Annotated in this window: 20 protein-coding genes and 1 riboswitch; of the genes, 8 read left to right on the top strand and 12 right to left on the bottom strand. The window is 66.5% G+C overall.

Annotation, left to right across the window (positions count from 1 at the left end):
- Nucleotides 1-215: 215 nt before the first annotated feature.
- The 5 genes from IWX62_RS07140 to IWX62_RS07120 are packed head-to-tail and all read right to left on the bottom strand — an operon-like array spanning nucleotide 216 to nucleotide 3,932.
- Nucleotides 216-1,253: a sulfate/molybdate ABC transporter ATP-binding protein gene (locus IWX62_RS07140; protein WP_196840668.1), complete on the bottom strand. Its 1,038-nt coding sequence runs from the start codon at nucleotides 1,251-1,253 to the stop codon at nucleotides 216-218.
- The gene (locus tag IWX62_RS07135; RefSeq protein ID WP_196840667.1) at nucleotides 1,250-2,113 is read right to left on the bottom strand and encodes an ABC transporter permease; all 864 of its coding nucleotides are present in this window, start codon (nucleotides 2,111-2,113) and stop codon (nucleotides 1,250-1,252) included. The genes IWX62_RS07140 and IWX62_RS07135 overlap by 4 nt, the downstream gene beginning before the upstream one ends.
- The gene (gene modA, locus IWX62_RS07130) at nucleotides 2,110-2,886 is read right to left on the bottom strand and encodes a molybdate ABC transporter substrate-binding protein (RefSeq protein ID WP_196840666.1); all 777 of its coding nucleotides are present in this window, start codon (nucleotides 2,884-2,886) and stop codon (nucleotides 2,110-2,112) included. The genes IWX62_RS07135 and modA overlap by 4 nt, the downstream gene beginning before the upstream one ends.
- A gap of 1 nt (nucleotide 2,887) precedes the next feature.
- Nucleotides 2,888-3,292: a TOBE domain-containing protein gene (locus IWX62_RS07125; RefSeq protein WP_196840665.1), complete on the bottom strand. Its 405-nt coding sequence runs from the start codon at nucleotides 3,290-3,292 to the stop codon at nucleotides 2,888-2,890.
- A gap of 46 nt (nucleotides 3,293-3,338) precedes the next feature.
- On the bottom strand, nucleotides 3,339-3,932 hold the full coding sequence (locus IWX62_RS07120) for a YdcF family protein (RefSeq protein ID WP_333483253.1): 594 nt from the start codon (nucleotides 3,930-3,932) through the stop codon (nucleotides 3,339-3,341).
- 270 nt (nucleotides 3,933-4,202) lie between these two features.
- Between IWX62_RS07120 and IWX62_RS07115 the strand changes: the two genes are divergently transcribed.
- From IWX62_RS07115 to mutM, 4 genes are all read left to right on the top strand, one after another.
- On the top strand, nucleotides 4,203-4,769 hold the full coding sequence (locus tag IWX62_RS07115; protein WP_196840663.1) for a YceD family protein: 567 nt from the start codon (nucleotides 4,203-4,205) through the stop codon (nucleotides 4,767-4,769).
- A 2-nt stretch (nucleotides 4,770-4,771) separates the two neighbouring features.
- Nucleotides 4,772-4,975, top strand: a complete 204-nt coding sequence (gene rpmF, locus IWX62_RS07110) for a 50S ribosomal protein L32 (protein WP_024476178.1) — start codon at nucleotides 4,772-4,774, stop codon at nucleotides 4,973-4,975.
- Between the two features lie 63 nt (nucleotides 4,976-5,038).
- Nucleotides 5,039-5,830 carry a ribonuclease III gene (gene rnc / locus IWX62_RS07105; RefSeq protein WP_196840662.1) on the top strand — a complete coding sequence of 264 codons (792 nt, stop codon included), beginning with the start codon at nucleotides 5,039-5,041 and terminating at the stop codon, nucleotides 5,828-5,830.
- An 8-nt stretch (nucleotides 5,831-5,838) separates the two neighbouring features.
- Entirely contained in the window at nucleotides 5,839-6,834 is a 996-nt protein-coding gene (gene mutM, locus IWX62_RS07100) for a bifunctional DNA-formamidopyrimidine glycosylase/DNA-(apurinic or apyrimidinic site) lyase (RefSeq protein WP_196840661.1), read from the top strand.
- Nucleotides 6,835-7,150: 316 nt separating this feature from the next.
- Here mutM and IWX62_RS07095 read toward each other — a convergent pair whose 3' ends face one another.
- Entirely contained in the window at nucleotides 7,151-7,759 is a 609-nt protein-coding gene (locus tag IWX62_RS07095) for a hypothetical protein (RefSeq protein WP_196840660.1), read from the bottom strand.
- A 112-nt stretch (nucleotides 7,760-7,871) separates the two neighbouring features.
- Nucleotides 7,872-8,032: riboswitch (cyclic di-AMP (ydaO/yuaA leader) on the top strand.
- A gap of 3 nt (nucleotides 8,033-8,035) precedes the next feature.
- Between IWX62_RS07095 and IWX62_RS07090 the strand changes: the two genes are divergently transcribed.
- Entirely contained in the window at nucleotides 8,036-8,914 is an 879-nt protein-coding gene (locus tag IWX62_RS07090; protein WP_196840659.1) for an NlpC/P60 family protein, read from the top strand.
- 82 nt (nucleotides 8,915-8,996) lie between these two features.
- On the opposite strand, the gene IWX62_RS07085 is transcribed toward IWX62_RS07090, so the two are convergent.
- The gene (locus tag IWX62_RS07085; RefSeq protein ID WP_333483252.1) at nucleotides 8,997-10,094 is read right to left on the bottom strand and encodes a hypothetical protein; all 1,098 of its coding nucleotides are present in this window, start codon (nucleotides 10,092-10,094) and stop codon (nucleotides 8,997-8,999) included.
- A 178-nt stretch (nucleotides 10,095-10,272) separates the two neighbouring features.
- Between IWX62_RS07085 and IWX62_RS07080 the strand changes: the two genes are divergently transcribed.
- On the top strand, nucleotides 10,273-10,827 hold the full coding sequence (locus tag IWX62_RS07080; protein ID WP_196840658.1) for a DinB family protein: 555 nt from the start codon (nucleotides 10,273-10,275) through the stop codon (nucleotides 10,825-10,827).
- 29 nt (nucleotides 10,828-10,856) lie between these two features.
- Here IWX62_RS07080 and IWX62_RS07075 read toward each other — a convergent pair whose 3' ends face one another.
- From IWX62_RS07075 to IWX62_RS07065, 3 genes are read right to left on the bottom strand one after another with little or no spacing between them, the layout of a single operon-like run.
- Nucleotides 10,857-11,825 (bottom strand): NAD-dependent epimerase/dehydratase family protein, encoded by a 969-nt coding sequence (locus tag IWX62_RS07075; RefSeq protein WP_196840657.1) that lies wholly within the window; start codon nucleotides 11,823-11,825, stop codon nucleotides 10,857-10,859.
- A complete protein-coding gene (locus IWX62_RS07070) occupies nucleotides 11,822-14,464 on the bottom strand; it encodes an alpha/beta fold hydrolase (RefSeq protein ID WP_196840656.1) in 2,643 nt (880 codons plus the stop codon). The genes IWX62_RS07075 and IWX62_RS07070 overlap by 4 nt, the downstream gene beginning before the upstream one ends.
- Entirely contained in the window at nucleotides 14,458-15,480 is a 1,023-nt protein-coding gene (locus IWX62_RS07065; RefSeq protein WP_196840655.1) for a 3-oxoacyl-ACP synthase III, read from the bottom strand. The genes IWX62_RS07070 and IWX62_RS07065 overlap by 7 nt, the downstream gene beginning before the upstream one ends.
- 238 nt (nucleotides 15,481-15,718) lie before the next feature.
- On the opposite strand from IWX62_RS07065, the gene smc reads away from it, so the two are divergent.
- Entirely contained in the window at nucleotides 15,719-19,321 is a 3,603-nt protein-coding gene (smc, locus tag IWX62_RS07060; RefSeq protein WP_196840654.1) for a chromosome segregation protein SMC, read from the top strand.
- On the opposite strand, the gene IWX62_RS07055 is transcribed toward smc, so the two are convergent.
- Nucleotides 19,318-20,601 carry an MFS transporter gene (locus IWX62_RS07055; protein ID WP_196840653.1) on the bottom strand — a complete coding sequence of 428 codons (1,284 nt, stop codon included), beginning with the start codon at nucleotides 20,599-20,601 and terminating at the stop codon, nucleotides 19,318-19,320. The genes smc and IWX62_RS07055 overlap by 4 nt on opposite strands.
- Nucleotides 20,602-20,665: 64 nt before the next feature.
- Between IWX62_RS07055 and ftsY the strand changes: the two genes are divergently transcribed.
- Complete coding sequence (ftsY, locus tag IWX62_RS07050) at nucleotides 20,666-21,868, top strand: signal recognition particle-docking protein FtsY (protein ID WP_196840652.1); 1,203 nt, start codon at nucleotides 20,666-20,668, stop codon at nucleotides 21,866-21,868.
- 58 nt (nucleotides 21,869-21,926) lie between these two features.
- On the opposite strand, the gene IWX62_RS07045 is transcribed toward ftsY, so the two are convergent.
- Nucleotides 21,927-23,675, bottom strand: a complete 1,749-nt coding sequence (locus IWX62_RS07045) for a hypothetical protein (protein WP_196840651.1) — start codon at nucleotides 23,673-23,675, stop codon at nucleotides 21,927-21,929.
- Nucleotides 23,676-23,788: the final 113 nt, after the last annotated feature.

Genomic DNA, 23,788 nt, shown 5'->3' with positions numbered 1-23,788 from the left:
AGTCTCTGCCCATAACTGGGTGACTGGGCAGAGTGAAGGGTTCGGTGGACAGCGCCCCGCGCCCCCTGTGCTGACTGACGTCTTTCTGTTGCCGGTTTCCTGCCGAAGATATTCATGACACACGCCCTGGTGCTCGAAGGGATCAAGTGGCCCCATGCTGCTGGACGCGTGCTATGAAAATCTTGTGATTGTTCAGAGGCCGATCGTGACGGCCGCTACCGGGGGTAGAGCGTGACCTCGGTGGACTTGACCACAAAGAACACCCGCATGCCGGGTATCAGGTCGAGGTCCGCCGCCGCGGCAGCGGTGATGTCCGCGCTCAGATGCTCCGCCCGAACGCTCACCAGCTCACCGCGTTGATCCAGGTCACTGACCACCACGGGTACCACATTCCGCGGGCTTCCCGACGGTTCGTCAACAAACACGGACACCGCCCGCGGGCTGAAGACCGCCGCCGCTTCCAGCCCTACGCCGAGCGGCTGGTCGGCTAGTGCCGACACCCGAAGCCCCTCCGCGGTCACCAGACCGCCCTCAACGCTGGTCCCGGTCAGCAGATTCAGACCGGCCAGCCCCGCCCCGAAGGCGCTACGGGGGCGTTCGAGGACGTCGCGGGTGGGTCCAGCCTCCACCACCCCACCGGTCTCGACGATGATCGTCCGGTCGGCGAGCATCAACGCATCGAGCACGTTGTGGGTCACGATGATGGCGCTGCGACCCGTCAGGACCCGCCGTAGCGTCCTCCTCATCGCCGGGGTGACGGCGATGTCCAGGGCGGCCATCGGCTCGTCGAGGAGGAGCAGTCTCGGGTGGGTGGCCAGCGCCCTGGCGACCGCCACCCGCTGCGCCTGGCCGCCGGAGAGCTCGGCCGGCCGACGGTGAGCGAAGTCTTCGGCCTCGACCTCGCGAAGCCAGCGCATCGCCTCGGTACGTGATGCCGCCCGGCCGGCGCCCTGGCTGCGCGGGCCGAAGGCCACATTGTCCAACACGCTCAGGTGGGGGAACAGCAGCGGTTCCTGCGCCAGAAGGGAGACACCCCTGTCGTAGGGCGGACGCCAGGACGTGTGATCGAACAGGACAGTGTCGCCCAGGGTGGCGCTGCCGCCGTCGGGACGCAGCAGGCCCGCAAGCACAGCGAGGAGCGTCGACTTGCCGGCACCGTTGGGGCCCAGGATGGCGACCGTTTCGCCGTCGGCCACCGTGAGCTGAAGGTTCAGCCCGCGGGAGGCCACCCGGACATCAGCGATCAGGCTCACAGTGCACCACCCGGTGTGCGAGACCGGTGGGCCAGGGCAACCACCAACACCGCCACCACCACCAGCACCAGGGACAGTGCGACGGCGGCATCCGGGTCGGTCTCACGCTGCAGGTAGATTTCCAGGGGCAGTGTCCGGGTGGTGCCCTGCAGGCTGCCGGCAAAGGTCAGAGTGGCACCGAACTCTCCCAGCGCACGGGCGAAGGACAGCACCATGCCCGAAATCAGTCCCGGGAGCACCAGGGGGAGGGTGATCCGCCGCAAGACGGTCCCGGGATGGGCTCCGAGGGTCGCGGCCACCGCCTCGTACCTGCTGCCCGCCGAGCGGATGGCACCCTCAAGGCTCAACACCAGGAACGGGAGTGCGACGAAGGTCTGGGCTATCACGACGGCGGTGGTGGAGAAGGCGATGTCGATGCCGAGGACCTGCAGGCTACTGCCCAGCAGGCCCTGCCGTCCGAAGGTGTGCAGCAGGGCGATGCCCCCGACCACCGGGGGCAGTACGAGTGGCAGCAGCACCAGGGCGCGGAGCAGTTGTTGGCCGGGAAAGTCGGTGCGGGCCAACACCAGGGCCATCGGGACCCCGAAGAGCACGCAGAGCGCCGTGCTGACCAGCGAGGTGCGCAGGCTCAGTCCCAATGCCGCCAGCGACGACTCGGACGTGATGAGCGAGAAGAACTGGGGCCAGTTCACCTGCGAAATCATGGCGGCGAGGGGCACCATGACAAAGAGTGCGCCAGCGCCGGCGACCACGAAGACCCACCGGGGGATCCCGTGGCGAATCGATTGAGGTCTTCTGGCGAGACGACCTTGTCGCGGGGACTGATGTGCCGCGTGCTCGCTGTTGGGGTGAGCGCTCATGGGGAGCCGAAACCGGCTTCCGTCAGCACTTCCTGTCCAGCCGGACTCGTCAGCAGGTCGAGGAAGGCGGACGCGAGGTCGGTGTTGCCGTCCGTCACTGCCCCGGCGGGGTAAGTGTTGACGGCGCCGGCTGCCTCGTCGAAGGGGATACCCTCCACATCTCCTTCTTCAGCAGCTGCTTGCACATCGGTGACATAGACCAGCCCGGCATCGGCTTCGCCGGAGCGCACCTTCCCCAGCACATCGGTCACCGAGGACTCCTCGCTGACGGCGTTCACCGTGACCCCCGCCGCTTCCTGTATCTGGGTGGCTGCGGCGCCGCAGGGCACCTGGGGAGCACAGAGCACCACCCTCGTCCCGGGGTCGGCCAGGTCGCTGAACTGCTCAACACCCGCAGGGTTGCCCGCGGGGACGGCGATGATAAGGGTGTTCGTGGCGAAGGGCACCGGGTCGCCGTGGACCAGGCCCTCGTCGACCAGCCGGTCCAGGGTGGCGGTGTCGGCCGACGCGAACACGTCGGCGGGGGCACCAGCAGAGAGCTGGGTGGCGAGATCGGACGAACCGGCGAAGCTCAGCGTGACCGTCACACCGGGGTGTGCTGCCTCGAAGTCATCGGCGAGTTCGGTGAAGGTTGACTGCAGCGATGCTGCGGCGAAGACGGTCAGCGTTTGGTCGTCAGAGGACGTGGAGTCGCAGGCCGTGCCGCAGGCTGTGGCCGACAGCAAAACGGCGATGCCAAATCCGGCCGCCAATTTGCGGGAGGTGCGCGCCATGTCAGGTTTTCCTTCCCGGCGTCTCCACAATCACGGTCGTCGACTTCACCACTGCGACGGCCACCGAACCAGGCTCCAGCCCGAGGTCGCGGACGGCTTCGGCGCTCATCAGCGACACCACGCGATGCGGTCCGCACTGCAGCTCCACCTGGGCCATGACCTTGTCCGACACCACCCGCGTCACCAGGCCAACGAACCGGTTGCGTGCCGAACTGGCCATTCCTGACGGGTCATCAGGGAGCACAGCGCGCTCGCGGGCGAGGTGTGCCAGTTCGAGCCCGTCCACCGTGGTGACTCCGGACTCTGACTTCGCACCGGATAAGGTGCCATCCTCCACCCAGCGGCGTACCGTATCGGTGCTGACCCCAAGATAGTGGGCAGCATCCTTAATCCGTATCTGCGACATAAACTGCACTCTATCGCAGCAGATGCGGCCGTGCAGGGCTTCTTCACTAAATCCTGTTGGCACACACCGGCCGCAGGTGGGTAGCCGCCAACGCTGCGCTTTCCTCGACAAACCGGGGGAGCCAGCCCAGTAGCCCGTGGTCAGGCTCGGAGGGGACCATGATGAGCGTCGACGTTGAGCACTGGCTCAGATTCGTGAAGGCCCGCAGCGCGTGGTAATCCGAGGTCACCACAATCATCGTGTCCCACCCCCGGTCCGCAGCGAGCCGGGCCAGGGCTCTGGCCTCGCCGCGGGTGGTGCGCGGATCCGGCTCAAAGCACACCCGGGATACGTGGGCTGGACGCCTGCATAACTTGTCGGCGTCGACGTTCCCCGGAGTGTCAGTGTTGGACATGACCAGAACCGGTGCGAGTTCGGCCGCCACCAGCTCCTGCCCCACCGGGAGGCGTTCAGAACTGTCACCGGCCAGCACCACGACGGCGTCCGCTTGGACACCCGCCACATAGTCGGCATCGAAAACCGGAGGATTGGTGAACAGGGAGTAGCAGGCAAGAAGCCAGACACACAGAAGGGCGGCCACTGCCGTCACTGATCGCCGCAGCCACGGCCAGAAGGCACTGGTGGCTGGGGGGATCTTCACTGGACAAAGCTTACGGGCAGGCCAGCCAGAGATGGGGGACCAGCAGCGGCCGGAGCGCCGATCCACCCGTTGATACCCGCGTGGCGCGTTTGGAACTGCACCCAATCCGTGGTGAGGTGGGGCATGAGCGGCACTCGCCGTCGTCGTCGGCGTATGCCGCATGCCGGGCCCGCGGGCCCTGGTTTGAGCCGGGCGGGCTTATCAGGCTAAGATGATACGTCGGTCATATGTTCTACAGGAGTTCCCATTAAGAGCGATCTCAGTTCGCCTTTGATATTCAATGTCAAGGACCTCGGGCGCAGCCCGGGCAGCATGCGAACAATCGAAGAACATGTACCCGCACCAAAGGATTTCGGTGTGGTTCTCATTGGTGTTCAGGAAGGTTCCCCTGTGGAACTGGATCTGAGACTTGAGGCAGTACATGAAGGCATTCTGGTATCAGGTACCGCAGACGTCGAGATAGTGGGCGAGTGCGGCCGGTGCCTTGATCCCATCAGGTACGGCAGCAGCATCGATGTGCAAGAGCTTTTCTACTACGACGACGTCGAGTTGTCCGAGGGAGATGAACTTGTTGAAGAGCACCGGGTTGATCGGGATTCAATTGATCTTGAGCCGGTGCTTCGGGACGCAGTGGTAACGTCGCTGCCGTTCCAGCCGGTATGCCGGGAAGACTGTGAGGGTCTGTGTTCTGAATGTGGAGCACGCCTCGCGGATGACCCCGATCATCAGCACGAAATTTTGGATCCCCGTTGGTCCGCCCTTACCGGGCTGACTGGCACTGCAGCGTCAAGCGACGCGGCAACAAGTACAGAGTCTGTCGAGAGAGAAGAGAGTTAGTCGTGGCTGTTCCTAAGCGGAAAATGTCCCGCTCGAATACCCGTGCACGTCGGTCCCAGTGGAAGGCAACTGCCCCCAAACTGGTGAAGACCGTGGAGAACGGCCGCGTTACCTACAGCCTGGCTCACCAGGCCAAGGTAGTAACCGACTCCGCCGGCACTGCACTGTTCCTTGAGTACAAGGGACGCAAAGTAGCCGACGTATAACGACCGCTGCGTGCCTCGGCAACGGGGTTCCCGCAGCGTTCTTATGCGAATGCGTAAGTAAACGTGGCTAATACTGAAGACCTTTTGAAGCGTCTCGGTGTCTCTATTGACGCCGGGACGCTTCGTCTTGCCCTGACGCACCGTTCGTTTGCCTACGAGCAGGGGGGCATCCCCACGAACGAGCGCCTTGAGTTCCTGGGCGATTCGGTGCTGGGGCTTGCTGTCACTGACGCGCTGTACCGCGACAACCCCGACCTGTCCGAGGGTGACCTCGCCAAGCGGCGGTCCGCCGTCGTCAGCACCCGTGCGCTGGCGGGAATAGCACGCGAGCTTGACCTGGGTCAGCATGTCCTGCTGGGTCAGGGGGAGAAGCTCACTGACGGCAAAAACAAGTCGTCAATCCTGGCCGACACCATGGAAGCCGTCATCGGCGCCACCTACCTCAGCAACGGCATCGAGGTCGCCCGCGCCATGGTGATGCGGCTGGTTGCACCACTTCTCGGCAGCGCCGCGGCAATGGGCGCCGGCACCGACTGGAAGACCAGCATCCAGGAGATCGCCGCCGCACGCCGGCTCGGCGTCATCGACTACAAGGTGACCGGCTCCGGACCCGACCACGCCCGCACCTTCGAGGCACTCCTCACCGTGGGTGGGCTGCCGTATGGCTCAGGATCCGGCCCGTCGAAGAAGGAAGCCGAGCAGGAAGCGGCCGCCGCGTCGTGGAAGATGCTGCGGGTCATTGCGGCGGAACCCAAGTCGTCCGCCTACTCGGTGACGGTCCCCGCCGCCGCTTCGTCGGCTGAGGAATTCTCCGAACCCGACCCGGCTACCACAGCTTCCACCGAGTCAGCCTAAGCTTCACCATGCCCGAACTTCCCGAGGTCGAGGTGGTGCGCCGCGGCCTGGCCCGCTGGGTGCTGGGGCGAACCATTGACGACGTCGACATCCTCGACTCCCGGTCCATCCGCCGTCACGGGCTCGGCGCGGAGGACTTCGCCGGCAACCTCGGGGGAGCCCGGGTGCTTGACGTGGTGCGGCGCGGGAAGTTCCTGTGGCTGCCGTTGGCCGCTCCGGATGAGGGCGGTTCCCCCGGGGTGGCCTCCGCTGATTGTGTAGTTCCAGTTGCTCTGATGGCGCACCTGGGGATGAGCGGGCAGTTGCTGGTCAAAGACGCGGGCTCGCCCGAGGAGAAGCACCTCCGGGTCAGGTTGACCCTGTCGGCTGCAGAGGATCCCTCCACCGGACCCTTGCCAGCGGAGCTGCGGTTTGTCGACCAAAGGATTTTTGGCGGCCTCTTTGTGACATCGATGGTGTCGACCGATGATGGCCAGCCGGGTGGGCTGGGCGAGAGCCCGCTGCCTCTGATTCCGGTTGAGGCGTCCCACATTGCCCGCGATCCGCTGGATCCGGCGTTCTCCTTTGACTCCTTCTTCGCGAAGCTGCGGCGGCGCAAGACGGGCATCAAGCGCGCATTGCTCGATCAGGGCCTGATCTCCGGGATCGGCAACATCTACGCCGATGAAGCGCTGTGGGCGGCCAGGGTCCATTACGCCCGACCGACCGACACCATGCGCCGCGCCGACGCGCTGCGGCTGGTGGACGCCAGTCGCGACGTGATGGCACGGGCGCTCGAAGCCGGCGGCACCAGCTTCGACTCGCTCTACGTGAACGTCAATGGAACCTCCGGCTACTTTGAGCGGTCCCTCAACGCCTACGGCAGGGAGGGTGAACCCTGCACCCGCTGTGCCGCGGACCCGTCCTTCCAGGGTTTTTCCCTGATCCGGCGGGAGATGTTTATGAACCGGTCGTCCTTCAGCTGCCCGCGGTGCCAGCCCAGACCCCGCAACGGCCGCTGGTAGACCTGCCCCTGGCCCACCCGGTACCTGCCCCTGACCTTTGGCCCTGCCCCTGCCCTTTGCCCACTGGATGGCCGGATTCGCTGGGCATGTCCGGAACTCTCCACCGAATCGGCCCCTACACTGGGCAAACTCCTCTGAGAATGGCTTGGGCGGCTCCCGCAGCGGGTCTACCGCCCGGGCTCACTTCTCCTCCACCAGAGAGAATTGCCCACTTAGCGCAAGTCACCCTGCTGCGCCCTCCACGGGTGGGTAACCATGGGGCATGGACACCGTGAAAACCCTTCAAAAGCTTGGCGGCGTGGCACGCCGTAAGGAACTAACCCGAGCCGGCCTGGGCAGCGTACACCTCGGGGCTGCCCTGGCCAAAGGTGAGGTGGTAAGCCCCATGCCGGGCGTCTTCGCGCTGCCCGACACCGCGGGGAGCCTCCTCATCGCAACCTGTGCCAAGGCGGAACTCGCATGCATCAGCGCCGCAGCGCACCGAAATCTCTGGATACTGCGTCAGCCCCATATGGTCCATGTGAGCGTCAATCACAGCCGGCCGCTGGGAGAACGATTCGTTGTCCATCGTGCCCAGTCGCCTCTGAGCATGATTGATATCTGCGTGCAATGCGTCAGCTGCCTGCCAGAGCTTGATGCGCTGTGCATTCTGGAGTCGGCTGTGGTGCGGGGGTTTGTAGCACCACGTGAGCTGCTGGCCGCCCTGGCCGGGAAACGTAATGCGCGGGAGCGGGGAGTGGCCCGGCTGATCGATCCCCACTCGCAGTCCATTATCGAGACGGCCGCCCGCTATCACCTCCGACGGGCAGGACTCAACCCCCAGACACAGGTGTACATCAAGGGTGTGGAACCGGACACCTTCCTGGAGCTTGTCCGCCGTGGTCTCCGACGTCCCCGATCCGATGTCAGCACCGAGGGAGGTCATTCAACAGCACACTGCCCCCGTAACCTAAATGTGACAAAACCCCAAACCGAAATGTACAGTAGACGGCACGCCGGGTTCCGTTCAACTCAGCGTCCTCCCGACAGATTGCCTAATTCTGCCGCTGCCGTGAGGTCCGTTCGCATACATCCGGCAGAAGCGGGGGAACCAGTAGTGGTCGTCGAGAGACGGCCTAGGGGTGAAGGCGTGATAGTGCGCCCGGGTGGCTCCCATCCGAATCCGACAGCTAACTTCGCAGGCACTGGGAGAGGCAACATCATGTCCAAGAACCGTTATATCGCGCGCCACCGTGCGACCCCGCCAAGCGCCATGCAGACCGTTTCGAAGGCAGTCAGCTCACACGCTGGCGCTATCGGCCGTCCAGCAGCAGTCGTCGTTGCAGCATCAGGTCTGATGTTGAGCGCCGGACTTCCCGCCAACGCTGCAGGCGAAATCAACGTCCAGGCCGCGCCTGCACCAGTCGCTCAGGCTGCCAGCGCCCCGGCACCCGGCACCTCCAGCCACACCGTTCAGGCGGGAGATACTCTCGGCAGCATCGCCGGCACCTACGGTGTCAGCGTCGAGGCACTCTTCGCCGCCAACGGCCTCGGCTGGGACTCGGTCATCTTCCCAGGTGACGTCATCTCACTGTCCGGTAACGCTGGCCAGGCTACCCAGGTAGCAGCACCAGCAGCACCTGCACCGGCGCCAGCGACTCAGGTAGCTGCACCAGCTGCCCCCGCCGAAACCAGCAACCTGGGCATCACCACCGCCTCCGAGGACATCCAGCCCATCGGCGCGGCGTCCACCGGCGGCCAGGTGTCCAGTGCAGGTATCGCGGGAACCGCGCAGTCGATGGTCGGCTCACCGTACGTCTTCGGTGGCACCAGCTCAACCGCTGGCTGGGACTGCTCGGGCTTCGTCCAGTGGGTCTACGCCCAGCACGGCATCGACCTGCCCCGCACCAGCCAGGCACAGATGGGCGCGCTGACCCCCACCAGCAACCCACAGCCCGGCGACCTCGTCGTCCAAAATGGTGGCGGACACATCGGTATCTACATCGGTGGCGGCCAGATGGTCAGCGCCCTGAACCCAAGCCAGGGCACCCTCGTCCACGCGGTCAGCGCCATGCCACTGGTGGGGTATTACACCCTCTAAGCCCCCAGCCCCGCCTCTGCGGACCGGGAATTAGCAGTGAAGGCACCACCGGAGAGATCCGGTGGTGCCTTCATGCTTTTGCTCAGTTGGAGAGACGTGCGGCGTCGTACCAGCGAAGAACCCGCAATGCCCGGAGGGTGTTCCACCGGCTCGATGTACCAACGGGTTCTTCGAATCGGAAGTGGACCGCCCCGGGGTGAGTGTTCTCCAGCAGCCAACGTCCATTTGTCCGACGCTTGGCGCGCACGTGATCGACTGCCTCGGTCAGCCTCGGATCGGCTGGCCCGCCGCGGAGAGCGAAATAGCTCGTCGCTTTGAGCAGGTCATAGTGCCAGCGCGGAGGGTACGAGAACTCAAGCCATCGGGGGTTCACCACCTCGCCTGTGCGCAACGACCGGAACAGACTGCGTCGAAGCAGATACTCCTCACCCGCGTGGCGGGCCCGGCCGACCTCGTCTGATCCACCGGTGCGACGCTCCCACCTCAGTAAAGCGTCGATCACGTCAAGAGTGCTGGCGAACGATCCCGGCGCCGCAGGCGACTCGGCCCAGCAGTTCCAGCCTCCGTCAGGCAGCTGGTCGGCCAGGAGCCGCTCAACCACCGGACCGACGTCGATGCCGAGATAGGTGCCGATCAGGACAGTGCCGGCATTGATGCAGCAGTCGACCTCCCCGGCGAAGAACGGCACCCCGTCATACTCCCACCGGCAGTTGCGGGCGACCAACTGTGCCGTCTCCCGCATCACCGCGCTGTCCGGCGGAACGCCCAGATGGCACAGGTCCAGCAGCACGGGGTAGGTGGCGGTCCATGGTTGCCTGGGCTGCTCACCTGGCGACCCGGTCTGGTCCGTGGCGGGTGACGGGAACGCCGGCGGCGGCTTGCTGGCGGCCAAGGCCCGCGCGGTACTCTCGGCGAACTCCGCGGTATGTGGAAAGCACGCCCCGTCCGCCCACTGTCCGTCAGGCGCCCGTAGCGCGAGCAGCCGAGCGCCCCACCCCTCATGTTCCACCCGCGCCCGCTCAACGACCACCTCATCCTGCGGGGCGTCGAGGAGGTGGCTGAACACCTGCCAACGGATCGCCGGATCGCCCTTCAGCAGCCACCGCACCACCGGGTCATCCTCGGCCATCGGTGGCGTCTGGGGAACATAGGGATCGTACTTCCTCAGCGAAGTTTCCACCGTCGCACTGTAATCGACGGCAATAGCGCAGTAAAGATACAGCAGTATAGGAGCGCGGGCACAGGATATTCATCCCAACGCCAGAATGGTCGCGGTCACACCACAAGCCAGTGTGGACGAAAGCCACGTCTGTGCCGTTGTGCTTCCCGGTCAGACGGCTCGCCGCTAGGGTGAGCCCATGACACAAACGGATGGCGACGGTGCAGGACCGTCGAACGGAGTGCGGCGGGGAATCACCGAGCCCGCCCATCAGGGCGACGAACTGACCACCACCCTCGGCTTCCTCCAACGCCAACGCGACCTGGTCGCCTGGAAGGTGGGAGGCGCTGACGACGCAGCCCTCCGCGCAGTCGCCACCCCCACCGGGCTCACTCTGCACGGACTGGTCCGCCATCTCGAAAACGTTGAACGGTCCTGGCTGAGGGACGTGTTCGCGGGGGAGCAGGGGCTCACCTTCGACTGGACGGACGAGGATCCCGACGGCGAATTCCACGTCACCCCCGACGTTCCCATGAAACGGCTCCTCCAGGACTATGCGGCCGAAGCGGGCCGCTGCGATGCCGTCATCCAGGCAGCGTCTTCGCTGGACGCGGTATCGTCCCGCGGCGCTTACACCCTCCGATGGATACTGCAGCACCTGATCGAAGAGACCGCGCGCCACCTGGGTCATATCGACGTGCTGCGGGAACAGGCCGATGGTGCGGTGGGCGAAGAGCCGACGGCCGGGAACTAGAAGGCCAGAGGCCTCACGGGAGGAGTGAGCTAGCCCAGATAATGCCGGGCGAGCCGCGCCAGACCCTCATCGATCGACACAGCCGGTGTCCACGCCAGCAGTTCCCTGGTCCGGCGCTGGTCAAACCAGTGAGCAGTGGACAGTTGCTCGGCAAGGAACCGCGTCATCGGCGGCTCACTGTCGATGCCGCCCCGCTGCCAGACCAGCTCAACCAGTGATCCGGCCACCCGCGCCACCCGGCTCGGCACTGCCCAGCGTGGCGGCTGCACCCCACCGGCCCGGCAAATCCCGTCAATCAGCTCGCCGATCGGCCGCGGCTCACCGTTGGTGACCACCACAGCCTGCCCAGCCACCCGGTCCATACCGTGCACCGCCGCGACCAGTGCCGCTGCCGCGTTGTCCACATAGGTGGTATCAACCAGGGCTGTCCCGCCATCCAGGAACGGCAGGCGCCCGGACCGGGCGCGTTCGATCACCCGCTCCACCAACTGGGTATCCCCAGGGCCCCACACGATGTGCGGCCGGACGGCTGCCACCCTAAAGTCTGCGCTGTTGGCGTCCAGCGCCAGCAACTCGGCCCGCGCCTTGGTCTGGGCGTAATGACCCCGTACAAGGTCCGGTGTGGCGGTCGTGGCGCCCTGCCCCACCAGTGACTCACCCACATGCGCCACCGACGGCGACGACACAAAGACGAAGTCCCTGACCCCAGCGGCACGCGCAGCAGAGAGCAGCACCCGGGTGCCCTCCACATTGATGGCCTCGAAGTCAGCTGCAGCACCGGCAAAGGACACCTTCGCCGCAAGGTGGACCACCACGTCCCTGTCCCGTACAGCCCGTTGGACCGCTGCCGGATCGGTGACCGATCCGAGACAGTCCTCGACGCCGGCCAGACCGGACGGCCGACGCTGGAATGTCCGCACCTCATGCCCCTGGGACCGGAAACGGTCCGCCGTCACCCGGCCCAGCATTCCGCTGGCGCCGGTCACGAGAACCTTCACAGCGCGCCTATTTTCCCGCCGGCGAGCACTCCGGCCGCCCACGCCGCCACCCGGGTCCGGTCGATCTTCGCGTTGTGCCGGATATCGGTGGGCAGCGACGGAACCACCAACACCGCGGAAATCTCCATCCCGGCGGACCGGGCAGCGTTCCGCGCAGCAGTGGCCAGGGCAGCAGGGGCCAGCCCGGGTTTGTTGACCTGTGGCAGGGTCTCGACGACGGCGACCACCACTTGGGTGCCGGTAGGGCCGACGCCGACCACCGCGGCGAGCCCGACGGCGTCGACCGTTTCGAGGGCCTGTTCCACTCCGACGGGGGTGACGACTCCGGTGGGCGCCGTGATGATGTGGGGGAGCCTGCCCTCGACCCAGAGGTTGCCGTTGCCGTCGAAATGGCCGACGTCGCCGGTCCGGTGCCACCCCTCAGTGCGTGAGCTGTCGCTTTGGGTGATCCACAGCCGGTGGTACCGCTCCTTCACGTGCGGAGCCTGGATCAGGATTTCTCCGGTGATTCCGGCGTCAGTGGTGGGGGAGCTGCCGGCCACGCCTGATGGTTCAAGGGGACTGACAGCGATCTGCGCACCTGAGACGGCCCTGCCCACGCAGACGCCATTCCCCGCGCCGATCACCTTTCCGGCTGCAGCATCGGCTTCGGCCGAAAGGATCAACCCCAGTTCGATGTCCGTGACGGGCAACGCCTCAGTCATGCCATAGGGCGTGTGCAGCGACGCCGCAGGAAGAATGCCCTGCAGCTCGGTCAGCAACCGTGACGGCACCGGAGCGCCAGCCGAGAGCAGCAGCGGGACGCGGGCCAGCGCGTCCCGATGAGCGGCAGTCAGTTCTCCCCGGGTGGCAAGGATGTTCCGAAGCGCCGCCGGAGACGCGAACACGGCGGTGGCGTTGATGGCGGCTACAGCATCGGCCAGGGCTGCGGCTGAGAGGGTTTTGGGCTTGGTGACGTCCATGGCCGGGGTGATCGATGTTGTCCCCAGCGCCGGACCGAGCAACGCGAACGGCGCGAAACCGGCCACCAGACCGTCGCCGGGTCGGATGCCGAACGTCCGCGCGACGGTATCCCGCATCGCGGCAAGCCGTCGGTGCGTGTACACGACGCCCTTGGCGGGCCCGGTGGAACCGGAGGTGAACAGGATGGCGGCGTCGGCGTCGGGATCCACGACGTCATCCCGGGGATCGGCAGGCTCTCCGGGATCGCCAGCGGCACCCACAGCCCCGGCCGCCCCGGCACGGAGTTCCGTCAGGGAGTGTTCCACCCCCAGCATCTTCCGTTTGGCCGTTGGCAACGCCGAAACACTGATGCGGCGCCCCGGCCAACCGAACAGCCGTGCTGCAGTCAATGCGAGGTCAATGCCGATCAGGAAGTCGGGAACAGTGCCCCGGACCGCCTTGCTCAGGCCCTTCCGGCCCAGGCCGGCGTCGGCGACGATGATGACCGCGCCAATCCGCAGGCACGCGTACAGCAGCACGGTGAGTTCGACACCGGGGGGCACCATCAGACTGATCCTGCTGCCCCGGCGGACACCGATGCCCCGCAGCGCCGCGGCGAGGGACTGCACCTGGGCCTCGAGCTCCTGCCACGACAGTGACCGACCGATCCGGCCGTCAGCGCCCATGTCAGCGACCGCCAACTGGCCCGCGTCAGGCCCCTGCGCCCGCTGGGTCAGTTCATGCTCGAGTGGGGTGAACGACGACGGCGAAGCGGTCTCGGAGGCCGGCGCTGCGGTACCACCCAGCCAGGCGAACAACGGCGTCGCGATATCCCGGTCCTCGCCCACCAGGTGGCTGGCGCCCTCAAACCGGTGGATATCGGCCTGGGGGAGACGCTCCGCGAGGTCGTTGAGGTACGCGTCGGAGAAAATCGGGTCCTCAGGCCCCCACAGCATCAGCGCCGGCACCTTCAAAGTCCGGATGCCCTCGGCAATGCCTCGAAGGGCCGGATAGCTGGGATGGGACGGGTCGGCAGGAATGTCGGCGACGAAATCGGCGATCCCCTGGCGCCGGGCGCCACCGCGGTACGGCAGCAGGAACGCCTTCCGCACCTCCTTCGACAGGGACGGACGGGCCAGCGCGTGGGTGATGTCAAGGAACGCCGACGTGTCCTTGGTGCCCCACCGGTGCACCAACGGGTGCAGCGCCAGCCGCAGCGGGGCGGGAATCTGCCGAGCGGGGTCCTGGTGGATGGCCGTATTGGTGAGTACGACGCCGGACACCAGGTCTCTGCGCCGGTCGGCGAATCCGAGGCTGACCACGCCGCCCCAGTCGTGACCCACCGTGGTGATGGGTGTGGTGATGTCCAACGACTCAACGAAGTCATCCAGGTCAGTCACACGGTCGGCGAGCCTGCGGAACCGTCCGGTCCGTTCGGACAGCCCCATGTTCAGCTGGTCAACGGCGACCACCCGCCAGCCGTGCTTCACACCGGCGGCGAGGAGGGTCCGCCACAGGTAGGACCAGGTGGGATTGCCATGGACACACAGCAGTGTCCCGCGCGCCGGTTCGGTGAGTTGGGAGCCGTTGTCGAGGTAGTGCCAGCTGTTGGTGGTTCCCTCAGGGTCTACTGCAGCTGTGGAAGGGACGTCTCGGTAGGCCGGCCACGACGGGTCGACGCCGGGAAGTGCTACCACGCAATCTCCAGCATCGCGGTGTTCAAGCCTGAGCCCACGCCCATGCAGAGCACCCGGTCACCCGAGGTGAGCGTCTGCGCTTCGGCGGCGAGGGTCATCGGCAGGGACGCGGGGCCCACGTTGCCCCACTTCTGGAAAGTCATCGGCACGCGGGACGGATCAAGGTCAATGGCCTCAACAATGGCGTTGGTGTGGGTGCTGCTTACCTGATGGGTGATGTAGCGGTCCATCGACGTCCAGTCCCACTCCTGTTGCGCTTCGTTCCAGGCATCGACCACCAGCTCAAGGCCGCCGTCGAGCAAGCCCTGGGCGTCCGTGTACATGCCGTCCATGCCGCCGATACACAGCTCGTGGTGCTCGGTGCCGGCACGCGCCACGCCGCCCAGCACGCGGTGGGCGCCCGGGTGGGCATCGGCCGGGCCCAGCACTGCGGCGGCAGCCCCCGAACCGAGGGTGAGGGTGGCGAACTCCTGTAGGAAACTGGCCCGGGTCGCGTCAGGCTGGTTGAGGCGGCGCAGCGTGGCTTCCTGGGTGGCCTGGGAATCCTCACCATTGACCACCATCGCGTACTGGATCTGCCCGGCTTCGATCATGTTCGCGGCCAGGGTGATTCCGTTGACGAATCCGAGGCAGGCGTTGGCGACGTCGAAGTTCATCGCCGACGACGGCAGCCCCAGCCCGTTGTGGATTTTCACTGCAACCGAGGGTTCCAGGTTGGTGCGGGTCACCGACGTGTTGATGAGAAGGCCGATCTGGGATGCCCCGATACCCGAGGAAGCCAGCGCTTTTGCTCCCGCTTCGATGGCGGCGTCGTCAAACCGGGTACCCGGAGCCCACCATCGGCGTTCAGTGATACCAGCCACCCGCTGTAGCAGGCCGCTGGAGAGTCGCAGGCGCTTGAGCGCCGGAGCCAAAACACGGTCGAACTCGTTGGAGGTGACGATGACCGGAGCCTCAACACTTTCCACGCCAAGCAGCGCCGTGTTGTGGTGTCGGAAGTTGAAATTGCCGGTCAAATTTTCTTCCTTGTCGACTGGTCAGTGCGCCTCGATAACCTGCGCTGGATGGCCTCTGGGGCACTCGGACGCACAAACGAATCTCACGATTCGTTATAAAGCCTACTTCCTGTAGCTTTCCCCAGCCCGCGTTGACGCTTAATTACGCGGTGCGTGAACCCACACAATGCTGCTGAACAGGCCCTCCACGCAGTAGATTGGGGGAAAACCCATCACCTTCTGGAGCCTAAGAGACCCTGTGCATCTGAAAAGTCTAACCGTGCGCGGCTTCAAGTCCTTCGCGTCCGCCACGACGTTCGACTTCGAGCCGGGCGTCACCGCCGTGGTGGGTCCCAACGGGTCCGGTAAATCCAACGTGGTGGACGCTCTGGCCTGGGTGATGGGCGAGCAGGGCGCAAAGACTCTCCGCGGCGGCAAAATGGAGGATGTCATCTTCGCCGGGACCTCGGGCCGGCCGCCCCTCGGTAGGGCCCAGGTGTCGCTGACCATCGACAACGCCGACGGCGCCCTCCCCATCGAGTACGCGGAGGTGACCATCTCCCGCACCCTGTTCCGCACGGGTGGTTCGGAGTACGCGATCAACGGCAGCACCTGCCGGCTCCTCGACATCCAGGAACTACTCTCGGACTCCGGGTTGGGTCGGGAAATGCACGTGATTGTCGGGCAGGGCCAACTGGATAAGGTGCTGCACGCCACCCCCGAGGACCGCCGCGGGTTCATCGAGGAGGCGGCCGGGATCCTCAAACACCGGCGCCGCCGCGAAAAGACCGTCCGCAAACTCGACGCCATGCAGGCCAATCTCACCCGTCTCACCGACCTGACCGGTGAAATCCGCCGCCAGCTCACCCCGCTGGGAAAGCAGGCCGACGTCGCCCGCCGCGCCAAGACCGTCCAATTCGATGTCAGGGACGCCCGGGCACGGCTGATGGCCGATGACCTGGTGCAGCTGATGAACTCCTTCGACCGCGACGTCGCCGATGAGACGGCCCTGAAGGAACGCCGCGCCGACGTCGAGCAGATCCTCGCCGGCGGACGGTCCCGGCAAGCCGACCTTGAACGGTTCGCCGCCGAGGCCACCCCACGGCTCAACGTCGCACGTGACACCTGGTACCAGCTCGCCAACACCCGTGAACGGTTCAGGTCGCTGGGCAGCCTCGCCGAGGAACGTCGGCGGCTCCTCGGCGATAGTGCCGACGACGGCGCCTCCCGGACGGGCGGCAGGACCCCCGATGAGCTGGACCAGCAGGCTGCCCGCGTCCGTGCTGAGGAAGCTGCGCTGAAAGACCACGTGGAGGAACGGCGCGAGGCGCTGGAGACGGCCGTCGAACTGCGGGGGGACGCGGAGGACGCCGCGGCGGTCGAGGACACGCGGCTCACCGGGTTGCTGCGTGCTGCGGCGGATCGACGTGAGGGACTGGCGAAGCTCACCGGCCAGGTGGGTGCTGCCCGGTCACGGGTGGAGTCTGCCGAGGCCGAACTGGGCCGGCTGCGCGCCTCGGTGGCCGACGTCGACGTGCGCCGTGCCGCCGCCCAGCAGGAATTCGCGGCACTCGAGGTGCAGGTGGCGGGCGTCGAGGAGGGTGAGGAGAACCTTGACGAACAGTACGAAACCGCCAGCCGAGCGCTGGAGGCAGTGCAGGCGGAAATCGAGGAGCTGACGAATCAGGAGCGCGCCGCCGACCGGGAACGGGAGTCACTGCAGGCACGCCGCGATGCGCTGAAGACCGGACTGCAGCGCAGGGACGGCAGCCAGGCGGTGCTCGACGCCGGGCTGGAGGGGGTCCTCCCCGCCGTCACCAACCTGATGACCGTGCAACCGGGGTATGAGACGGCGATCGCCGCCGCCCTCGGCCCGGCAGCGGACGCCGTCGCCGTCGAGGATTTACGGGCGGCCGAGCGGGTGCTGCGTCGGGTCCTTGACGACGACGCCGGCCAGGTCACGCTCCTCATTGCCGGAGGGCCGGGCGGGGATGAGCAGACCACCGGGTCAGGAGTGGCAGCGGCAGAGGTACCCAATGGTGCCCTGCTCGCCGCGGACCTGGTCCGCTGCGATGACAGGCTCGCCGGCGTCGTCGCGGGGTTGCTGACCGACCGGGTGGTGGTCGAAGGCCTCGCTGAGGCGTTTGCCGTGGTGGAGGCGCAGCCCCGGCTGACGGCCGTCACCCGCGACGGCCAGGTGATCACCGTCGCGTCGGTGCGGGGTGGCTCCGCCGGCGAACCGGGGGTCCTGGAGGTGCAGGCAGCGGTGGACGAGACCACCGAGCGGTTAGACGCCGCGGCCAACCGGAGGGAACGCGCCCGGTTCGAGATCGCCGCCGCCGCGGCACGGCTCCACGAGACCCAGACCGCGGCCGACAGTGCCCTGGAACAACTCCACGATTCGGATGCCCGCCTCGCGGCGGTCGCAGAGAAGCTGGGGCAGCTGGGATCGGTGGTGCGGTCCGCAGCAGGAGAGACCGAACGCCTGACCCGGCTGGCAGATGCCGCAGTCGCCAACCTCGCCGCCGAGGAGGACCGGCTCCACGAGGTCACAGGGCGGCTTGCCGCCGCCCAGGAGGCGCCTACGGAGACCGAGCCGTCCACCGAGCACCGCGACCTGCTGGCCCTCGGGGCTGCCCAGGCGCGGCAGGCCGAGATGGAAGTCCGGTTGTCCCTGCGCAGCGCAGAGGAACAACTCAGGGCCATTGCCAACCGTGCCCAGTCGCTGGAACGGGCAGCGGTTGCCGAACGGCAGGCACGGGTCCAGGCTGCCGAGCGGGCAAAAATCCGCCGCCTGCAGGCCAAGCGGGCCGCCGCCGTCGGGCACGCGGTCCACAGTGCGCTCACCTACCTGGACGTGTCGGTGGACCGGGCGGCGCGTCGCCGGGACGCCGCCGAGGAGCGGCGGGCCCAGTGGGACGCCGAGCTGGCTGAGGTTCGCACCGCCAACGACAGGCTCCTCGCCGAGCTGGCCGAGCTGACCGATTCGGTCCACCGCGACGAACTGGCGCGCACCCAGCAGCGGGCCAGGATCGAAACGCTGGAGAACCGCTCGATCGACGAGCTCGGATTCACCGCTGACCATCTGATCGCCGAGTATGGTCCCGACCTGCCGGTGCCGGTGCCCGCAGCGGCCGCCGACAAATGGGCTGAGCTCAGGGCACCCGTGGACGAGGCCGGAAATCCGGTGCCCACCGGGGTGCCGTACGTGCGGGAGGTCCAGGAGAAGCGGTTGAAGCGCGCGGAGAAGGATCTCGCGTCGCTGGGCCGGGTCAACCCGTTGGCACTTGAGGAGTTCGCCGCCCTGGAGGAACGCCACCAGTTCCTGAGCACCCAACTGGAGGACCTGAAGGCGACCCGCAAGGACCTGCTGGACATCATCCGGGAGGTGGACGAACGGGTGGAGCAGGTCTTCACCGCCGCGTACCGGGACACCGCTGTCCAGTTTGAGCGGGTGTTTGGCCGACTGTTCCCGGGAGGCGAGGGCAGGCTGGTCCTGACCGACCCTGACAACATGCTCACCACCGGGATTGAGGTGGAGGCACGCCCGGCGGGGAAGAGGATCAAGCGCCTCTCGCTCCTGTCGGGGGGTGAGCGCTCGCTGACCGCCGTCGCACTGCTCGTGGCCATTTTCAAAGCCCGACCCTCGCCGTTCTATGTGATGGACGAAGTGGAGGCGGCCCTCGATGACACCAACCTCGGCCGGCTCATCACCATCTTCGAGGAGCTCCGCGAATCCAGCCAGCTCATCGTCATCACGCACCAGAAACGGACCATGGAGGTGGCCGACGCGCTGTACGGCGTCACGATGAGGGGCGACGGCGTCTCAACGGTGATCAGCCAGCGGCTGGTCGACGTTTAAGGGCTCTGCTCAGCCGAGCCCGCCTTCTCGGGCAGCGTCTCACGGGCGCCCAGCCAGACCAGGAACGCCGCGAACGCGACGACGCCGGTCAGGGCGAATGCCCACCCGAAGGACAGGGCGTCGACGATCAGGCCGGCAAGGATCGGGCCGATAATGGCACCGGTGTCAGCGCTCATCTGGAACGCGGCAAGCACCTTGCCGCCGCTGCGCTGGTTGCCGATCACATCAGCAATCACCGCCTGCTGGGCAGGGTTGAGCAGTCCGGCTCCGAGGCCGGCGATGACCGAGACAGCAAGGAACATCACCAGGTCGGTGGTGAACCCGAGCCCTGCCATTGCCAGCCCGTTGACGGCCAACCCGGTCAGGACCATGGGTTTGCGGCCCAGCCGGTCGGCCAGCCTGCCGGAGAAGGTGAGCGCCAGGGCAGTGCCGATGGCAAAGAACGTCAGTGCTATGCCCGCGGCCTCCGGGCCCTCGTCCAGGACCGCAACAACAAAGAGGGGTACCAGGGCCATTCTGACCCCGAACGAGGACCAGCCGTTGGAGAACCCCGAGGCGAGTGCCGCCCGATACGCGGAATCCCCGAGGGCTTCGCGGACCGACAGGCCGGGGAGCGGCGCCACGTTGGCTGCCTTGTCCCGGAGGGCCGAATCCCGCAGCTTGATGAACACCACGGCCGCCGCGACGATCAAGGCGCCGGCGTACACCAGGAAGGGCACCCGCAGCCCGAACACGGCCAGCAGTCCGCCGATCAGCGGACCGAAAATACTCCCGAGCAGGAACGCCGACGCGTACGAGCCCGATACCCTGCCCCGCAGTCCCGGCGGCGCCAACCGGACGATCAGGCCCATCGCCGACACCGTGAACAGGGTGGAACCGATCCCGCCCAGCCCCCGGAAGATCAGCAGCTGCCAGTAGTCGGCGGCAAACGCGCAAGCGCCCGTCGACAGTGCCACAATCAGGAGCCCCGACACGTAGACCGGCCGCTCACCGAGCCGTTCAACGAGTTTGCCGCCCGCGGGCGCGAAGACCAGGCGGGTGAAGGCGAACGCGCTGACAATGATCGCCGACGCGGTCACGCCCAGATCGAGGCGGGCGACAATCGGCGGCAGATCGAAGCTTTGGGCGAACTGCGGCAGGACCGGTGCCACCAGCCCGAAACCGATGGCAATGACGAAGGCCGCAGCAATCAGGACCCAGATTTCCTGGGGGATCTTGATGCGTTCTGCGGGTTCGACGGCGGCAGTGCCGGTGGCGGGGGAGCGTCTGAGGCTGAACATGATGAGGATAGTCTTTCACCAGTTTCCTCCGGGCCGTGCCAGAGGCGTATGAGAAGCTAGATCTGTGAACGAGACGACGCTCCAGATAGTAATTTACGTAGCCATTTCCCTCGCGGTGATCGGCTCGCTAGCCGTGTTCCTGCTGAAGGGACGCAGAACGCCCCCGGGGACCTACACCACTACCCGCGACGACGACGACCGCGTGACCGGTGGAACTCCGGGAACCTCTACAGACACGTTGGAGCGGCCGACCGGCCCAGCGCCCGACGTCGTCGTTCCGGATGATCTCCGCGACCTGGACGAGACCACCACCGGCACCCAAACCGTTCCCGTGGAGACGCCCGACGAGGTGCAGGGCCGCCTGGCGCGCCTCCGCGCCCGGCTGATCCGGTCGAACAACGCACTCGGCAAGGGCCTCCTCGCCCTGCTGTCCCGCGACAACATCGACGAAGACGTGTGGGATGAGATCGAAGAAACCCTTCTGCTCGCCGATCTGGGCACCGAACCGACCATGGAACTGGTGGACGCGCTCAAGGCCCGGGTGAAGGTTGCGGGCAGCCGCAGCCCCGCCGAGGTCAAGGCCATGCTGCGCGAGGAACTGATCAAGCTGGTCGATCCCACGATGGACCGGTCCCTTGCCACCGACCGGCACGCCGACCGTCCTGCCGTGGTGCTGGTGGTGGGCGTCAACGGCGTGGGGAAGACCACGACGGTGGGCAAGCTGGCCCGCGTCCTCGTTGCCGATGACAAGGACGTCCTGCTGGGCGCTGCGGACACGTTCCGTGCCGCGGCCGCCGAGCAGCTGGCCACCTGGGGCCAGCGGGTCGGAGTGCCGACCGTGCGGTCCGACGTCGACGGCGCCGACCCGGCGTCGGTCGCGTTCGAGGCTGTGAAGGCAGGCATCGACGGCGAAGTGGATGTGGTCATGATCGACACCGCCGGCCGGCTCCAGAACAAGGTGGGCCTGATGGACGAGCTCGGCAAGGTGAAACGGGTCATCGAGAAGCTTGCCACCGTCGATGAGGTGCTGCTGGTGCTGGACGCCACCACCGGCCAGAACGGCCTCAACCAGGCACGGGTGTTCGCTGAGGTTGTCAACGTGACCGGCATTGTCCTCACCAAGCTCGACGGCACCGCGAAGGGCGGCATCGTCGTCGCCATCCAGCGCAGCCTCGGGGTTCCGGTGAAGCTGGTGGGCCTCGGCGAAGGCGCCGACGACCTCGCACTCTTCGAGGCCGAAACCTTCGTGGACGCACTGCTAAACTAGCGGGTCACACAAAAGCGGCGCCCCACGATGTCTCGTGGGGCGCCGCTTTTGTGTGGAGCTAGAAGGTGAAGTGGAACACCGACACGGTGCCCGCCGTCACCGGCAGCTGCACCGACTCCGCGCCCGGGACGAACCCGGGGATCGCTGGCCGGTCGGCGGCCGGGATGGGTGCACCGAACTGGCCGTCGATCACCGTTGAGTCCTCGGCACCGTAGGACGGCCCGGCAAGCTGGGTCATCGAGCTGGTCCGGGCGCCGGCTGGCAACTGCACGGTGACATCGGTCTGCGCAGCAACCTCGGGGTTGTTCTCGTTGACCAGGACAACACTCATGCTGCCGTCTTCATGCTTGACCACGTAGCTGTACGCCAGTCCGCCACCCTCAGCGGTGTTCTTCAGGAACGCTCCGGGTGGAAGCTCAGCAACCATGGAGAGGCCGTAGTAGTTGGCCCGCTCGTTGAAGGTCGCATCCGGCTGCAGGTAGGCGCCGCCCGAGCAGATGGACGACATGGGTGGACCACCCTCGCAGGTCAGCAACGAGCTGTGGAAGCTCAGCCGGGGAATGCCGATCTGCGCTGCGCTCAGCGCATAGTCGACGCTCCACAGCGCTGATGCATGGGTCTTGGTGGTTTCGTTTGACCCGGGGCAGGCCGAGATCCCGGTTTCGGGGATCCAGGTTTCCAGTCCGGCTTCCTTCGCCGGGGCGAGCGCTGCGCGGCGGTAGTCTTCGGCGCGGTCGTGGATTGCCGAAGCCATCAGGTTCTCCATGATGGGTTCGCCCAACGGATCGTTGGATCCGTCGCACTGCGACAGCGGGTAGTGGTGGAACGAGAGGATCTTCTCCTGCTGCAGGTCCGCCTGGGTGAACGGTTCCCACCAGGCTTCCGCGTACGTGCCCGGGCCAACAATCCGCACCTCTGGCGCAACCTCATACATGGCGTCCGCGTAGGCCTTCAGCTCGTCCAGGTAATCGGGGATTCCCCAGTCGGAAGGCCGGAGACCGTTGGTGGGGTAGCCGTTGGGTTCGTTGCCGATGGTGATTCCCACCAGCCGGTCACCGAAAATGTTGGCGGCGTGTTTGGTCATATCAGCGGCGCGCTCGGGATCGTAGTTGCCCATGTCCACGGTCAGGCTGATCGTGGCGTCTGCCGCTTCCAGGAGAGTGTTGACCCGCTCCAGGTCGGCCGGACCGGCAGCACGCACCGGATGCGCCTTGTCCCCCTCAAGGTTGCCCGGAATTGCTTCGTTCGATGAGGTCCAGAAGAACCGGCGGTCCACGGCGTTGCCGCCGAAGCGGAGCATCGGGCGTCCCAGACCGGACAGGCTCGCGACGATTTCCGGATTGTCGCCGGACATCCGCGGATCCGCCAGATCGGTGGCTTCCAGTGACAGGCCAATGAGGTTGGACGGCAGCTCGGTGCCGGTCGGTTCATCGGTCACGCTGATGGTCATCGGCTCGACGGCGTCCAGCGGTGAACCGGCCGGTGGGCCAGCCTGCTCGTAGAACACGGTGGGGGCCGGCGGGAGCGGCTCGGCCGGCGTCGGAGTCGGCGTGGGTGTGGGGGAGGGTGCGGGAGTGGTCTCGACAGGTGCGGCGCTGGTGGTCGCGGGCGACGACGGCGGTGTCGCCGCTGGATCGTCATCCTGGACCAGGGCAGTGATGCCCACGCCGGCGCCGATCAGGACCACAACGGTCGCCAGGCCAGCAGCGACCATCACCTTGGGGCTGGGCCGGGTGCGCCGGGCAGCGGCGTGCCCGGTCTCCTCCGGTAACGGATCAGGCGCGGGGCTATCAGGGTATTCGGACATTATTCTCCATCGTTGTCAGCTCTAAGCCAGTCTAACCAGCCCGCAGCCTCCTTCCTTCTCTACCCCCGGCGGGGTCTCCAGTCCAGTGACCCGGGCCGAATTGAGGGCCAGTT

The sequence above is a fragment of the Arthrobacter sp. CAN_A1 genome (genome assembly GCF_015751665.1).
GTDB lineage: Bacteria > Actinomycetota > Actinomycetes > Actinomycetales > Micrococcaceae > Arthrobacter_D.
This window is presented reverse-complemented; position numbering and strand designations above follow the sequence as displayed.

Bases quoted from the DNA above. Each gene is read 5' to 3' on its own strand.
- modA (WP_196840666.1), bottom strand. From the start codon at position 2,886: ATGGCGCGCACCTCCCGCAAATTGGCGGCCGGATTTGGCATCGCCGTT.
- IWX62_RS07045 (WP_196840651.1), bottom strand. From the start codon at position 23,675: ATGTCCGAATACCCTGATAGCCCCGCGCCTGATCCGTTACCGGAGGAG.
- IWX62_RS07125 (WP_196840665.1), bottom strand. From the start codon at position 3,292: ATGTCGCAGATACGGATTAAGGATGCTGCCCACTATCTTGGGGTCAGC.
- mutM (WP_196840661.1), top strand. From the start codon at position 5,839: ATGCCCGAACTTCCCGAGGTCGAGGTGGTGCGCCGCGGCCTGGCCCGC.
- IWX62_RS07090 (WP_196840659.1), top strand. From the start codon at position 8,036: ATGTCCAAGAACCGTTATATCGCGCGCCACCGTGCGACCCCGCCAAGC.
- IWX62_RS07080 (WP_196840658.1), top strand. From the start codon at position 10,273: ATGACACAAACGGATGGCGACGGTGCAGGACCGTCGAACGGAGTGCGG.
- IWX62_RS07055 (WP_196840653.1), bottom strand. From the start codon at position 20,601: ATGTTCAGCCTCAGACGCTCCCCCGCCACCGGCACTGCCGCCGTCGAA.
- IWX62_RS07135 (WP_196840667.1), bottom strand. From the start codon at position 2,113: ATGAGCGCTCACCCCAACAGCGAGCACGCGGCACATCAGTCCCCGCGA.
- IWX62_RS07095 (WP_196840660.1), bottom strand. From the start codon at position 7,759: ATGACCTCCCTCGGTGCTGACATCGGATCGGGGACGTCGGAGACCACG.